Origin of the sequence: Massilia sp. 9I (assembly GCF_902506415.1) — a bacterium.
GTDB lineage: Bacteria > Pseudomonadota > Gammaproteobacteria > Burkholderiales > Burkholderiaceae_D > Telluria.
Map to the genome: position 1 here is coordinate 4,183,534 of NZ_LR733275.1, position 14,226 is coordinate 4,197,759.

The following is a 14,226-nucleotide window of genomic DNA, read 5'->3' on the forward strand; positions in this document are numbered from 1 at the left end:
CCTATTTCGACAGCAGCCGCATGGTCCGCTCCAGCCCTTCGAGGGTGATCGGGAACATGCGGTGATTCATGATCTGGCGGATGACCGCGATCGATTGCCGGTATTCCCACAGGTGTTCCGGCTCGGGATTGAGCCAGGCGAACTTGGGGAAGGCATTGGTGAAGCGCGCCAGCCATTCGGCGCCGGCTTCCTCGTTGTTGTACTCGACCGAGCCGCCCGGGGCCAGCACTTCGTAGGGGCTCATGGTCGCGTCGCCCACGAACAGGACGCGGGTATCGGGCGGGTACTTGCGCAGCACGTCCCAGGTCGGGAAGCGCTCGCTGTGGCGGCGGTGGTTGTTCTTCCACAGGTAGTCGTAGACGCAGTTGTGGAAATAGTAGAACTCCATGTTCTTGAATTCGCTCTTGGCGGCCGAGAACAGTTCTTCCACGCGCTCGATGTGGTCGTCCATCGAGCCGCCCACGTCCAGCAGCATGACGACCTTGATGCGGTTCTTGCGCTCGGGTTGCATGCGGATGTCGAGGTAGCCGGCGTTGCTGGCGGTGGCGCGGATGGTGTCGTCCAGCGCCAGTTCTTCGGCGGCCCCGGTGCGCGCGAAGCGGCGCAGGCGGCGCAGCGCCACCTTGATGTTGCGGGTGCCCAGCTCGCGCTCGTCGTCGTAGTCGCGGTAGCTGCGCTGCTCCCACACCTTGACGGCCGTGCGGTTGCGCCCCTGGCCGCCGATGCGGATGCCTTCGGGGTTGGTGCCGCCATTGCCGAAGGGCGAGGTGCCGCCGGTGCCGATCCACTTGTTGCCGCCTTCGTGGCGCCCCTTCTGCTCCTTCAGCAGTTCTTCCAGGCGCTTTTGCAGCTTGTCGTAGCCGAGCTTTTCCAGCGCCGCTTTCTGTTCCGGCGTGAGCTCGCGCTCGAAGCGCTTGAGCAGCCAGTCGAGCGGAATCTCGGCCTTCTCGTCGAACACCGCATCCACGCCCTTGAAATAGAGGCCGAAGGCGCGATCGAACTTGTCGAAGTGGGCCTCGTCCTTCACCAGGGTCAGGCGCGCGAGGTAGTAGAACTCGTCCAGCGAAGGCAGGATCACCTGGCGCTGCATGGCCTCCAGCAGGGTCAGGAATTCCTTGATCGTGACCGGCACCTTGGCGTCGCGCAGCGCGTAGAAAAAATCGATCAGCATCGTCAAACCCTCGCGTGCCGCTCCAGCCGGTCGTGCAGGGCGCGCTTGATCGGCGGCCATTCGCTGCGCAGGATGCTGTACATGACCGTGTCGCGCACGGTGCCGTCGCGGCGCAGGGCGTGGTGGCGGATGACGCCGTCCTTCTGGGCACCCAGCTTCTCGATGGCGGCCTGGGAGGCGAAGTTTTCGCAATCGGTGCGCAGGCCGACCACGCCGCAGCCGAGTGTGTCGAAGGCGTGCGACAGCAGGAGCAGCTTGCAGCTGGTGTTCACGTGGGTGCGCTGGACCCGTTTGGCGTACCAGGTGTAGCCGATTTCGACGCGTCCCACGCTTAGCAGGATGTCGTGGTAGCTGGTGCTGCCCAGCACCGTCCCGGTGTAGGCGTCGATCACCGCGAAGGCGACCCGGTCGCGGGTGTCGAGCGCGGTGGCAATGTACTGCGCCGCATTGTGCGGTTCCGGCACGCTGGTCACGCGCAGCTTCCACAGCTCGCCGTCGAGAGCGGCCGCGCGCAGGCCCTCCTCGTGGTGCGGCGCCAGCGGTTCCAGGCGCAGGCCGTTGAACTCGAGCGTGAGCGGCGCCACCTTGATCATCGATTGGTCCTCGACATATGGACCAGGCGTTCGAACAGGTGCACGTCCTGCTCGTTCTTGAGCAGGGCGCCGTGCAGCGGCGGCACGATGGCCTTGCTATCCTTGCTGCGCAGGGCCTCGGCCGGGATGTCCTCGGCCAGCAGGAGCTTGAGCCAGTCGAGGAATTCCGAGGTCGAGGGCTTCTTCTTGATGCCGGCGACTTCGCGCAGCTCGTAGAAGCTCTGCAGCGCGCTTGCCAGCAGGTCCTGCTTCAGAGTGGGGAAGTGGACCTTGACGATGTCGGTCATCGTCTCGCGGTCCGGGAACTTGATGTAATGGAAGAAGCAGCGGCGCAGGAAAGCGTCCGGCAGTTCCTTCTCGTTGTTCGAGGTGATGATTACCAGCGGGCGGTGCTTGGCCACCACCATCTCGCGCGTCTCGTAGACGTAGAACTCCATGCGGTCCAGTTCGCGCAGCAGGTCGTTCGGGAACTCGATGTCGGCCTTGTCGATCTCGTCGATCAGCAGCACCACCGGCTCCGGCGCCGTGAAGGCCTGCCACAGCACGCCCTTGACGATGTAGTTGTGGATGTCGCGCACCCGCTCGTCGCCCAGCTGCGAGTCGCGCAGGCGCGACACCGCGTCGTATTCGTACAGGCCCTGCTGGGCCTTGGTGGTCGACTTCACGTGCCACTGCAGCAGCGGCATGTCGAGCGCGGCCGCCACCTCTTCGGCCAGCATGGTCTTGCCGGTGCCCGGTTCGCCCTTGATCAGGAGCGGGCGGCCGAGCGTCAGCGCGGCGTTGACGGCCAGTTTGAGGTCGGCGGTGGCGACGTAGTTGTCGCTGCCTTCGAAGCGTGGGGAAGCGTGCATGGGCGTTCTGGATTCGGATGAAATGAGGTCGAGTATATGCCAGAACCGGGCGCCCGGAAGGTGCGTACGTTTGTAGACTGGTGACAACTCTTCAGATAGAATCGACAGGTTGGTAGTCCATTTGCTAACTTTTTGTGCGTTTGCGGTATTCGAATTACAACTAACGAGCCACACCCATGAAAACATCTTTAGCACTACTGGTATTGGCAGCGTTTGCCGCCAGCGCCACCCCTGCCGCCGCGGCGGAAGTTGTCGGCAATCCGAAAGCAGCACCGGCCAAGATCGAGATGTGCATCGGCTGCCACGGTATCCCGCATTACAAGACCGCCTTCCCGGAGGTCTACCAGGCTCCCATGATCGGTGGCCAGTCGGCCAAGTACATCGAGAGCGCGCTCAAGTCCTACCGCAAGGGCGATCGCAAGCATCCGTCGATGGTCGGCATCGCCAAGTCGCTGAGCGACCAGGACATCGCCGACGTCGCTGCCTATTACGCGCAGCAGACTCCCGCCACCGCCAAACGCTGAGGACTAGCCGATGAAAAAACTGTTCTTCGCGCTGGCCGCCGGCGCGTTTGCCCTGAATGCCGCCGCCGCCGACGTCTCGAAAGGCGAGGCGCTGGTCAAGAAATACAACTGCGCGTCCTGCCATGGCGCCGACTTCAACAAGCCGATCGACCCGAGCTATCCGAAGCTGGCCGGCCAGCACCCGGACTACCTGGCCCACGCCCTGCGCGCCTACAAGCGCGGCGCCGGCGCCAACGGCCGCACCAACCCGATCATGGCCGCCCAGGTGCAGCCGCTGTCGAACCAGGACATGGCCGACATCGGCGCGTATCTCTCGAGCCTGCCGTCGAACCTGGTCGTCAGCAAGTAACAGCATTAAGCGGTTCCAGCCCCGAGCTGGTAAACTGCCGATCCCCCCGACCGGGCAACCGGCGGGGGGATTTTGTTTTCGCTAGGAGATCGCGTGCTGTCCCCGTCCCACATCAAAACCAATCTGCTGAGCGGCATGACGGTTGCCCTCGCACTCGTCCCCGAAGCCATCGCCTTTGCCCTGGTGGCCCAGGTCTCGCCGCTTACCGGCCTGTACGCGGCGGTGCTGGTCTCCCTGATCACGTCGAGCTTCGGCGGCCGCCCCGGCATGATCTCGGCCGCCGCCGGTTCGCTGGCGGTGGTGATGACTGCGCTGGTGGTGCAGCATGGCGCGCAATACCTGTTCGCGGCGGTGGTGCTGATGGGCGTGCTGCAGCTGCTGTTCGCCGCGGCCCGGCTGGGTAAGTTCATCCGCATGGTGCCGCATCCGGTGATGCTGGGCTTCGTCAACGGCCTGGCGCTGGTGATCTTCGTGGCCCAGTTTGGCCACTTCAAGACCCGCGGCGCGGACGGCGCCGTGCACTGGATGGCAGGCGCCGAGCTGGCGACGATGCTGGCCATCGTGGCCGCCACCATGGCCGTCATCTACCTGACGCCGCGCGTGACAAAGGCGGTGCCGGCCACCCTGGTCGGCATCCTGGCGGCCACTGCCGGCTGCGCCCTGCTGGGCATCGACAGCAAGACCGTGGGCGAGCTCGGCTCGATCGCGGGCGGCCTGCCCAGCTTCGCACTGCCCGACGTGCCGTGGAACCTGGAGACCCTGCGCATCGTGTTCCCGTATGCGCTGGTGCTGGCCGGCGTCGGCCTGATCGAGTCGCTGCTGACCTTGACCCTGATCGACGAGATCACGGACACCCGCGGCCAGCCGAACCGCGAGTGCCTGGCGCTGGGCGCGGCCAACGTCGTCACCGGCTTCTTCGGCGGCATGGGCGGCTGCGCGCTGATCGGCCAGAGCATGATCAACGTGAACAGCGGCGGCACCGGGCGCCTGTCGGGAGTGACGGCCTCGCTGTTCCTGCTCTCCTTCATCCTGGTGGGCTCGCGGTGGATCGAGCAGATCCCGCTGGCGGCGCTGATCGGCGTGATGTTCGTGGTGTGCGAGAAGACCTTCGAGTGGGGCACCTTCCGCCTGTTCGGCAAGGTGCCGCGCGCCGACGCGCTGGTGATCGTGCTGGTGGCCGGCATCACCCTGGCCTTCGACCTGGCGGTGGCGGTGCTGGCGGGCGTGGTCGTGTCGGCGCTGGTGTTCGCCTGGCAGCATGCGAAGCAGATCCGCGTCGCGACCGGCTTCGAAGAACACGGCTGGAAGGTCTACGACTTGGAAGGCACGCTGTTCTTCGCCTCGGTGACCGGCTTCCAGGCCCTGTTCACGCCCAAGGACGACCCGCAGGACGTGGTGATCGAATTCCGCTGCGCGCGCGTGGCCGACCACTCCGCGATCCAGGCGATCGACGCCCTGGCCGAGCGCTACCGCGCGCTGGGCAAGCGCCTGCACCTGCGCCACCTCAGCCCCGACTGCCGCGAGGTACTGGAGAAGGCGAAGGACATGATCGAGGTGAACCTGGTGGAAGACCCGCGCTACCGGGTGGCGGACGATAAACTCGGCTGAACATGATACAAAAAATGCGGCCTGGGCCGCATTTTTGAATCACATCCGTAACGCGGAAACTAGCGAGAGGCGCGCTGGCGCACGCATTCGATGTACGCCTCGGTATCCGGCGGCACGCCATTGCGCTGCGAGGCCCAGATCATCTCTCCAAGGCATTCCATGATTTCGTGGTGGGCGTCGTGCTCGCCGCGCCGGGCCACCAGCGCGTCGTGCGCGGCCTTGATGCCGCGCGGCTGGTCGATCGATACCTGTTCGGCAATCGACAGGTGCATCGACAGGTGCAGGAAAGGATTCGGCTTGCCGCCTTCGACCGAATAGTCGCGCGCGATGGCCTCTTCCACGTCCTCCAGCTCGGCGTGGTATTCGGGATGCTGGACGATCCAGTCGGCCGCGATGGCGTCCATTGGGGTCAGGATCTCGCCGTTGCGCTGCTTGCGCAGGGCTTCGCAGAAAAAGCGGCGCACGTCGTGCGAGGACGGTGTGAACATGGCGGGGAGGGGCAAAAGGGACGAAGGCGGCATTGTAACGCGATGCCGCTCCGTTTGCCGGAGCTGCCTCAAGGAGCGGCGCCGGCAGCCGCGGGGCGCGGCTGGCAGTTGCTGCGCTGCTCCAGCGCAGCCTTGGCGCCGGCCTCGTCGCCCTGGCTCCTGAGCTGCGCGGCGATGTGCAGCAGCGCCAGGCAGGTGCGGGCCTGGCCCAGCTTGCGGTCGTCGCGCGCTTCCTCGAGCAGCTTGTCGCGGTTTATCTTGCCCAGGTAATAACGGGCGATCGGGCCCGGCCACTCGTCGTCGTTGCGCGCGAAGGCCTGCGCCAATTCGCGTTTGCCCAGTTCCCCTTCGCCGCTGCCGAGGCGCGCCGCGTGCAGCGCCAGGGCGCCGTGGCGTTCGCCGGGCCGCGCGTCCAGCGCGCGGCGCAGGTGCGCCGCGGCCGGGGCATAGCGCCCGGCCGACAGCAGGCTCTGTCCCATCGCCTGGTTAGCTTCCGGGCTGCCGTTGGCGGCCGCCTGTTCCAGCCAGGAACGCGCCAGCGCCATGTTTTGCGCCACGCCGTAGCCAAAGCGGTAGCGCAGCGCGAGCGACATCTGGGCGTCGGCATTGCCTTCGTCGGCTTCTTGGGCCAGCCAGGGTTCGACCACCTTGTTGTGGCCCAGCGGCGCGCCGCCGGTGCAGGAAATGTAGAGCTTTTGCTGGCTCATCGCGAACAGCACCCGGTGCGAGCGCAGGAAGTCGGCGCCGAGGATGACGTCGGCCCCGAGATTGCCGGTGTCGAGCACGCCGATGCGGGCGTTGGTGATGGTCTCATTGGCGATCTCCAGCTTGTCGACCACCACCGCAAAGCGGGCCACCCGGTCGTCGCCGACGCCCGTGATGTCGTTCAGGCGCTCCACGCCGGGACCGTCCAGCTTCAGGCCGATTTCCTCGGCGGCGCTGCGCGTAATGGCGCTGACGCCGGAGCCGCTGCCGATCATGGCCCGGAATTTCTTGCCGTTGAGCCGGACTGTGAAGCGCGGGTTGGGACTGTCCGACCAGCTGGTTTCAAAAGGCACTTCGACCGCGGCCGGGTCCCAGTAGGCCAGGAAGGTATCGCGGCAGTTGGTCGGGCGGAAGAAGTTGAGCTTCTTGTTGGCCAGGTCGAACTCGAGGTCGGCCTGCAGCAGGAAGGGGGCGCCCACCATGGCGTCGTAGGAGGGCGGCGAGCCGAAGTCGCCGATCACCGGCATCGTGAGCCTGGTGCTGCGGGTGGGGCCGGCGACGAATTCCTTGAGCTTGGCGGAGTAGAGGCGGGAATAGCCGCCGACGCCGCGCGCGCTCGCCCCGGTCGACCACAGCGTCAGGTCGCGGCGCGAGGTGCCGGTGTGGGTCAGCGCCGTCAGGTCGGCGCCCAGGTTGACCAGCAGCGAGGCCGGGCTGCCGTCGATGCGGCCTTCCATCGTGATGTTCATCCCGGTGCCGGCGTAGCGGATCGGGATGGTCTCGATCTTGACGTAGCGACAACGCTTGGGATCATCTTCCTGCTGGGCGTGGGCCGGCGCAAGGAGGGCGTAGCCAAGGACGGCCGCGGTGAGGACATGGAGAAAGGTGGGGGAGCGCATGCCCCATTGTGGAGCGGGCTTGTAGGATTGCCAATTCACCGGGCATAAAAATACCCATCCGCCGGCTTGCGCGAAGCCGGTGAACGGGTTTTTCCTGCGGGCTGCTTACTCGCCCGGCGTCAGCAGCAGCGAGTCCGGCGCCGCCGGCGCGGCAGCGCTTGCCGTGGCGGTCGATGCCGTGCTGGCCGCTTGCTGCTGGCCACCTTTGCCGCCGCCCTGCGCCCGCGCATGCGGCTGGCGCAGATAGCGCGCAGTATGGCGGCGCTCGCCGTTCGGGCCCTTGGCCGGCCAGGTGATGAAGCGCGACAACTCCTGCAGCGCGCGCTGGTAGACATCGCGCTTGAACTCGATGACCACGTCCAGCGGCACCCAATAGTCGTGCCAGCGCCAGGCATCGAACTCGGGATGGTCGGTCAGGCGCAGGTTGACGTCATTGTCCCTTGCCATCATGCGCAGCAGGAACCAGATCTGCTTCTGGCCACGGTAGTGGCCGCGGATCTCGCGCTTGATGAAGTGGTCGGGCACTTCATAGCGCAGCCAGTCGCGGGTACGGCCCACGATCTTGACGTGCTCCTGGCGCAAGCCGATTTCTTCCTCGAGCTCGCGGTACATCGCCTGCTCCGGCGTTTCGCCGTATTTGATACCCCCTTGCGGAAACTGCCACGAGTGCTCGCGCACCCGCTTGCCCCACCACACCTCGTTGTTGGCGTTCAGCAGGATGATGCCGACGTTGGGGCGGAACCCTTCACGATCGAGCATAAGTGCACCTCGAAACTTTCTGCCGGCCGTACGATCCTTATATTTTTACCCACAAATTGCCATCGCCACCGGATCGGCAAGTTGCCGATGAGGTAGGTGCTGCGTGTTCCGGACCCATTTGTAGAAAGATTGGACGCATCAGCCAGCTAATCCTTTAAAATTAGGTCGATTATAACTCTCTCTTTTTAAAAAGAATTCACGGATATGCGCGCCTCACGATTTTTTATTTCAACTCTTAAAGAAGCGCCTTCCGACGCCGAAATCGTCAGCCACCAGCTGATGATGCGCGCCGGGATGATCAAGCGCCTCGGTTCGGGTATCTATACCTATATGCCGACCGGCCTGCGCATCATCCGCAAGGTCGAGAACATCATCCGCGAAGAGATGAACAAGGCGGGCGCCATCGAGCTCCTGATGCCGCTGGTGCAGCCGGCCGAACTGTGGCAGGAGACGGGCCGCTGGGACAAGATGGGCCCGGAGCTGATGCGGGTCAAAGACCGCCATGGCCGTGAGTTCGCCATCCAGCCGACCTCGGAAGAAGTCGTGACCGACGTCGTGCGCAGTGAACTGAAGTCCTACCGCCAGCTGCCGATCAACTTCTATCACATCCAGACCAAGTTCCGCGACGAGCGCCGTCCACGCTTCGGCCTGATGCGCGGCCGCGAGTTCACCATGAAGGACGCCTATTCCTTCGACCGCGACGTCGAGGGCATGCAGAAGTCCTACGCGACCATGTTCGACGCCTACACCAAGATCTTCACCCGCTTCGGCCTGAAGTTCCGCGCGGTGGCGGCCGACAACGGCGCCATCGGCGGCACCGGTTCGCATGAATTCCACGTCATCGCCAGCACCGGCGAAGACGCGCTGGTCTACTGCCCGACTTCCGACTACGCAGCCAACATCGAAGCGGCCGAGGCCCTGGCCACCGGCGAGCGTGGCGCGGCCACGCAGCAGCTGACCAAGACGTCCACGCCTGGCAAGACCAAATGCGAAGCCGTGGCCGAACTCTTGAGCATCCCGCTGGAAAAGCACGTCAAGAGCATCGCCCTGACCGTCGAGAACGAAGGCAAGAAGAGCTACTTCCTGCTGCTGCTGCGCGCCGATCACGAGCTCAACGAGATCAAGGTCAACAAGGTCCCGGGCCTGAAAGAATTCCGCTTCTCGACCGAAGCCGAGATCCAGGAAGTCTACGGCACCGTGCCGGGCTACCTCGGTCCGATCGGTACCAAGCAGCCGGTCACCGTGGTGGCCGACCGCAGCGTCGCGAACATGGCCGACTTCGTCTGCGGCGCCAATGAAGCCGACTATCACTACACCGGCGCCAACTGGGGCCGTGACGCAGCCGAACCGCTGGTGGCCGACCTGCGCAACGTGGTCGAAGGCGATGCTTCGCCGGACGGCAAGGGCGTGCTGGCGATCGAGCGCGGCATCGAAGTGGGCCACGTGTTCCAGCTCGGTACCGCCTACTCGGAAGCGATGGACGCCACCTTCCTGGACGAAGCCGGTAAACCGGCGCCGCTGCAGATGGGCTGCTACGGCATCGGCGTGACCCGCATCCTGGGCGCGGCGATCGAACAGAACTACGACGACAAGGGCATCATCTGGCCGGATTCGATCGCTCCCTTCGAGATGGTACTGTGCCCGATGGGCCTGGACCGCAGCGAGATGGTCAAGGAGCAGACCGAAAAGCTGTACGCCGACCTGCAGGCGGCCGGCATCGACGTGATCGTCGACGACCGCGGCCTGCGCCCGGGCGCCATGTTCGCCGACTGGGAACTGATCGGTGTCCCGCACCGCGTCGTGATCGGCGAGCGCGGCCTCAAGGAAGGCAACCTGGAATACCAGGGCCGCCGCGACGAAGCCGCCACCAGCGTGCCGGTCGACGGCATGGTCGCCTTCATCAAGGGCAAGCTGGGCAAGTGAACCTGGTGACGCTGTTCCCTTGGGCGGCGAGCGCGCTGCTCGCCGCCGGCCTGCTGTTCGGTGGCTCGGCGCAGGCCGGCAACCAGAAAGAAGAACAGCTGGCCGATGCGGTGCGCCTGGCCCTGGCCAACGCCATCCACGACAGCCGCCCGCCCAAGCCCGTCCTGCGCGACGAGGCGGCGCGGGCGCGCTACCAGGCCTGGTTCGACGAGATGTCGCGCCGGCTCGCCAAGCGCGTCCCGGACCTGCAGTCGCGCACCGAGTTCCTGGAAGCGGTCTGGTACGAATCGACCCGCTCCGGCCTCGATCCGGGACTGGTGCTGGGCCTGATCCAGGTCGAGTCGGCCTACCGCAAGTACGCCATCTCGATTGCCGGCGCGCGCGGCTACATGCAGGTGATGCCGTTCTGGACCAAGGTGATCGGCGACAGCGACCGCCGCATGCTGTTCCACATGCAGACCAACCTGCGCTACGGCTGCTCGATCCTGCGCATGTACATCGACATGGAGAAGGGCAACCTCTACCTGGCGCTGGGCCGCTACAACGGCAGCCGCGGCAAGCCGCAGTATCCCAATGCCGTGCTCTCGGCCTGGAAGAAGTGGGAGTTCGGGCCTGCGGCCTGAGCCTACAATCCCGAAACATTTCAATCTGCCATATGTACTTGGCAAGGTGTAAACTCTTCGCTTTCCCGACCTCGAGGTCTCCATGCGATTGTCCACCCTTGCCGGCGCCATCCTGATTGCGACGCTGGCCGGCTGCGCGGCCGTGCCGCCGGCTTCCCAGCTACCTGCCCCCGCACAGAACGAAGCGCGCGCGAAGAACGTTATCTTCTTCCTCGGCGACGGCATGGGCCTGAACACCCTCACCGCCGCCCGCATCTTCCACGCCGGCGAAGAGGGCGAACTCACCATTGATCGCCTGCCCGAATCGGCCTTCGTAAAGACCTTCTCGAACGACGCGATGGTCACCGACAGCGCCGCCGGCATGGCCGCCTACATGACGGGCGTGAAGCACAACAACGGCGTGATCTCGATGTCCTTCGGCACCCGCTCGATCGCCCCCGGCAAGGACGCCAACGGCAATGCGCTGGTCAGCAAATGCGAGAACGGTTCGCCGGCGACGACCCTGCTGGAACTGGCGCGCAGCCGCGGCATGGCGGCGGGGGTCGTCACCAACACCAGCGTCACCGATGCGACCCCCGCGTCCGCCTATGGCCATGGCTGCCACCGCAAGCTGGAGACCGACTTCGCCGCGATGCTGGTGCCGGGCGGCGCCGGCTACAACAGCGCCCTGGGAAGCCGTGGCCTGGATGTGCTGTTCGGCGGCGGCGCCCAGTTCTTCACGCCCTTTGCGCGCGGCGGCAAGCGCGCCGACAACCGCGACCTGCTGGCCGAGATGCAGGCCCAGGGCTTCCGTGTGGTCTCCGACACCGCGGGCTTGAATACTCTGGCCGCCAATCCGCAGCAGCGGGCCGTCGGCCTGTTCGCGCAGAACCACATGGACTACGACGCGGCGCGCGACCCGGCCAAGCAGCCGAGCTTGAGCGAGATGACGCGCAAGGCCATCGAGCTGCTGGCGCCGAACGCCGGCCCGCAAGGCAAGGGCTTCTTCCTGGTGGTCGAGGGCGGCCTGATCGACCACGCGCTGCACGCCACGCTCGGCAAACGCGCGCTGCAGGAAACCGTGTCCTACAACGCCGCCATGCAGGCCGCGCTGGAGAAAATGGAAGCGCTGGATCCCGGCCTGAAGAACACCCTGATCGTCGCCACCGCCGACCATGACCACACGCTGCTCCTGAACGGTTACACGGTCCGCACCGGCAAGACCACCCCGACCAATCCGGGCGTCCTGGGGCTGGTGCGTAACCTCGACGGCAGCCTCAAGCTGGATAAAGAGGGCCGCCCGTTCACCATCATCGGCTTCGGCACCGGCGAGAACCGCACCAACGGCAGTCGTGGCAGCAAGCCAGCCTTGACCGACGAGATCGTGACGCGCGACGACTACCACCAGGAAGCGGTGGTGCGCACCCGCGTCGGCGCCGAGACCCATGGCGGCACCGACGTCTACCTCGGCGCCGCCGGCGCCGGTGCGGAGCTGTTCCGCGGGACCATCGACAACACCCGCGTCTTCAGCCTGATCAAGACCGCCGCCGGCCTGTAAGGAGACCACCATGAACAAACGACTTTTCCTCCTGCTGGCCGCCACCTTCTGCAGCAGCGCCGCCCTGGCCGCGCCGCAGGCCAAGAACATCATCTTCTTCCTGGGCGATGGCATGGGCCCGACCACGATCACCGCCGCGCGCATCTACAAGCACGGCGAGGACGGCCTGCTCGGCTTCGAAAAGCTGGAGCGCACCGCGCGCATCAAGACCTATTCGAACGACTTCCAGACCACCGACAGCGCGCCGTCGATGGGCGCCTACATGACCGGCGTGAAGATCAACCAGGACGGCATCTCGATCAAGGATGCGCGCGCCATCGACCCGGACAAGGACGCTAACGGCAACCGCTCGGTCGACAAGTGCGTCGATGGCCAGGTGGTGCCGACCATCCTCGAACTGGCCAAGGCCGCTGGTCGTGCCGTGGGGGCGGTGACCACCACCGCGCTGACCCACGCCACGCCGGCGTCGACCTTCTCGCACGTGTGCCACCGCGACGCGGCCTACAGCATCGCGCGCCAGATCGTGCCGGGCGGCGCGGGCTACAACACGGCGCTGGGCGACGGCGTCGACGTCCTGATGGGCGGCGCGCGCAACTACTTCACGCCCTTCGACAAGGCGAGCAATCCCAAGGGCCGCGCGGATGGGCGCGACCTGCTGAAGGAATTCGCCGCGCAGGGCTATGCCGTTGGCGCGACGCGCGCGGACATGATGTCGGCGCGCCCGGGCCGCAAGTTCGTCGGCATCTACAGCGCCGACGACCACCTGGACTATTCACTGGCGCGCCGCCCTGAGCAGCCGACGCTGAGCGAAATGGCGCTGAAAGCCATCGAACTGCTGTCGAAAGATCCGGATGGCTTCTTCCTGATGGTCGAAGGCGGCAAGATCGACCACGCCCTGCATGACAACAACGCCAAGAACGCGCTGGCGGACACGGTGGCCTTCGACGAGGCGATCCAGGCCGCGATCGAACGGATGCGCCAGATCGACCCGGGGCTGGAGAACACCCTGATCGTGGTGACGGCCGACCATGACCACACCATGGTCCTGAACGGCTACCCGAAGCGCGGCAGCAAGGTGCTGGACATCGTGCACGACTACGCCACCGGCGAACCGAAGAAGGACGCCGACGGCAAGACCTTTACCGCGCTCGTCTTCGGCAACGGCAAGGTGCGTCCCGACGTGCGCGCGGATGTGGACAGCGCCACCGCCCAGGGCGACGACTACCTGCAGGAAGCGGGCGTGCGCACGGTGTACGAGTCGCACGGGGGCGGGGACGTGAAGCTGTATGCGACCGGGGCGGGATCGGCGCCGTTCAAGGGGACGATCGAGAATACGCAGGTGTTCCACCTGATTAAGGCGGCGGCGGGGCTTTGATCAGGGACGTGATCGAAGTCGCGGCCGCAAGATTGCCGCAACCTCTACCAACGTCGTCCCGGCGAAGGCCGGGACCCAATTCCGTCGTACAGTGAGAACGCATGCGCTTTTGGCGGCGCACGCAAAATTGGATCCCGGCCTGCGCCGGGATGACGATTCAAAGTTTGGTGGTCAAAACGTAGACAGCAGCCTGCAGACCGCCCCCAAAACAAAAAGCCCCGTCATCCGACGGGGCTTTTCATTTGCAAGGCTACTGGACAGCCGGCCAGTGTTTACTTCAGGTGGTCCGAAATGAGCTTGGTCATTTCGAACATCGAGACCTGGGCCTTGCCACCGAAGACAGCTTTCAGCTTGTCGTCGGCGTTGATCATGCGGCGGTTCGATTCGTCTTGCAGGTTCTGGGCCTTGATGTAGTCCCAGACTTTCTTGGTGACTTCGGTACGTGGCAGCGGCTTGTTGCCCACGACTGCGGCCAGTTTGTCCGACGGCGTCATCTCTTTCATGAAAGCGGCGTTCGGCTTGCGTGCTGCTGCCGGCTTCGCTGCTGCTTTTGCTGGAGCTGCTTTTTTTGCTGCAGGCTTGGCCGCTGCGGCCGGCTTGGCTGCTGCTTTCTTGGCTGGCGCTGCGGTGGATTTCTTGGCTGTTGCCATCTTCTAGCCTCCTAAAACGATCACAGGGAAAGTTGCGTTATTGACGCACGGGCTTATATTGGTGGCCTTTTACTGTTCATGCAAGTCTTTTTCGAAATTTTTTCACTCTGATAAGCCCCAAAATGCGAGCTATCGCACACTCGGCGCGCTTCAAATGAAAAAACCGGGCCG

General features: G+C 65.1%; 14 protein-coding genes. 7 read left to right on the forward strand and 7 right to left on the reverse strand.

Annotation, left to right across the window (positions count from 1 at the left end):
* Position 1: 1 nt before the first annotated feature.
* The 3 genes from GV068_RS18695 to GV068_RS18705 are packed head-to-tail and all read right to left on the reverse strand — an operon-like array spanning position 2 to position 2,615.
* Positions 2-1,171: a VWA domain-containing protein gene (locus tag GV068_RS18695; protein ID WP_159701257.1), complete on the reverse strand. Its 1,170-nt coding sequence runs from the start codon at positions 1,169-1,171 to the stop codon at positions 2-4.
* A 2-nt stretch (positions 1,172-1,173) separates the two neighbouring features.
* The gene (locus GV068_RS18700; RefSeq protein WP_159701260.1) at positions 1,174-1,764 is read right to left on the reverse strand and encodes a GNAT family N-acetyltransferase; all 591 of its coding nucleotides are present in this window, start codon (positions 1,762-1,764) and stop codon (positions 1,174-1,176) included.
* Positions 1,761-2,615 carry a MoxR family ATPase gene (locus GV068_RS18705; RefSeq protein ID WP_159701263.1) on the reverse strand — a complete coding sequence of 285 codons (855 nt, stop codon included), beginning with the start codon at positions 2,613-2,615 and terminating at the stop codon, positions 1,761-1,763. Before GV068_RS18705 ends, GV068_RS18700 begins: the two co-directional genes overlap by 4 nt.
* Positions 2,616-2,791: 176 nt before the next feature.
* Here GV068_RS18705 and GV068_RS18710 point away from each other — a divergent pair, with 176 nt between their 5' ends.
* From GV068_RS18710 to GV068_RS18720, 3 genes are all read left to right on the forward strand, one after another.
* Positions 2,792-3,139, forward strand: coding sequence for a cytochrome c (locus GV068_RS18710; RefSeq protein ID WP_159701266.1), 348 nt, complete (start codon positions 2,792-2,794; stop codon positions 3,137-3,139).
* Between the two features lie 10 nt (positions 3,140-3,149).
* Positions 3,150-3,488: a cytochrome c gene (locus GV068_RS18715; RefSeq protein ID WP_159701269.1), complete on the forward strand. Its 339-nt coding sequence runs from the start codon at positions 3,150-3,152 to the stop codon at positions 3,486-3,488.
* A gap of 135 nt (positions 3,489-3,623) precedes the next feature.
* On the forward strand, positions 3,624-5,096 hold the full coding sequence (locus GV068_RS18720; RefSeq protein WP_229464574.1) for a SulP family inorganic anion transporter: 1,473 nt from the start codon (positions 3,624-3,626) through the stop codon (positions 5,094-5,096).
* A gap of 59 nt (positions 5,097-5,155) precedes the next feature.
* Here GV068_RS18720 and GV068_RS18725 read toward each other — a convergent pair whose 3' ends face one another.
* The 3 genes from GV068_RS18725 to GV068_RS18735 form a co-directional block, all read right to left on the reverse strand.
* Positions 5,156-5,584, reverse strand: coding sequence for a DUF1841 family protein (locus tag GV068_RS18725; RefSeq protein ID WP_159701274.1), 429 nt, complete (start codon positions 5,582-5,584; stop codon positions 5,156-5,158).
* Positions 5,585-5,652: 68 nt separating this feature from the next.
* Positions 5,653-7,188 (reverse strand): aspartyl protease family protein, encoded by a 1,536-nt coding sequence (locus GV068_RS18730; RefSeq protein ID WP_159701277.1) that lies wholly within the window; start codon positions 7,186-7,188, stop codon positions 5,653-5,655.
* A gap of 105 nt (positions 7,189-7,293) precedes the next feature.
* The gene (locus GV068_RS18735; protein WP_159701280.1) at positions 7,294-7,947 is read right to left on the reverse strand and encodes an RNA pyrophosphohydrolase; all 654 of its coding nucleotides are present in this window, start codon (positions 7,945-7,947) and stop codon (positions 7,294-7,296) included.
* Positions 7,948-8,151: 204 nt separating this feature from the next.
* Between GV068_RS18735 and GV068_RS18740 the strand changes: the two genes are divergently transcribed.
* The 4 genes from GV068_RS18740 to GV068_RS18755 all read left to right on the forward strand — a co-directional run bounded on the left by GV068_RS18740 (position 8,152) and on the right by GV068_RS18755 (position 13,405).
* On the forward strand, positions 8,152-9,870 hold the full coding sequence (locus tag GV068_RS18740; RefSeq protein ID WP_159701283.1) for a proline--tRNA ligase: 1,719 nt from the start codon (positions 8,152-8,154) through the stop codon (positions 9,868-9,870).
* Positions 9,871-9,881: 11 nt separating this feature from the next.
* Complete coding sequence (locus GV068_RS18745) at positions 9,882-10,493, forward strand: lytic transglycosylase domain-containing protein (protein WP_229464578.1); 612 nt, start codon at positions 9,882-9,884, stop codon at positions 10,491-10,493.
* Between the two features lie 82 nt (positions 10,494-10,575).
* Positions 10,576-12,030: an alkaline phosphatase gene (locus GV068_RS18750; protein ID WP_159701289.1), complete on the forward strand. Its 1,455-nt coding sequence runs from the start codon at positions 10,576-10,578 to the stop codon at positions 12,028-12,030.
* Between the two features lie 10 nt (positions 12,031-12,040).
* On the forward strand, positions 12,041-13,405 hold the full coding sequence (locus GV068_RS18755; RefSeq protein ID WP_159701292.1) for an alkaline phosphatase: 1,365 nt from the start codon (positions 12,041-12,043) through the stop codon (positions 13,403-13,405).
* Positions 13,406-13,677: 272 nt separating this feature from the next.
* On the opposite strand, the gene GV068_RS18760 is transcribed toward GV068_RS18755, so the two are convergent.
* Positions 13,678-14,055 carry an SWIB/MDM2 domain-containing protein gene (locus tag GV068_RS18760; protein ID WP_159701295.1) on the reverse strand — a complete coding sequence of 126 codons (378 nt, stop codon included), beginning with the start codon at positions 14,053-14,055 and terminating at the stop codon, positions 13,678-13,680.
* Positions 14,056-14,226: the final 171 nt, after the last annotated feature.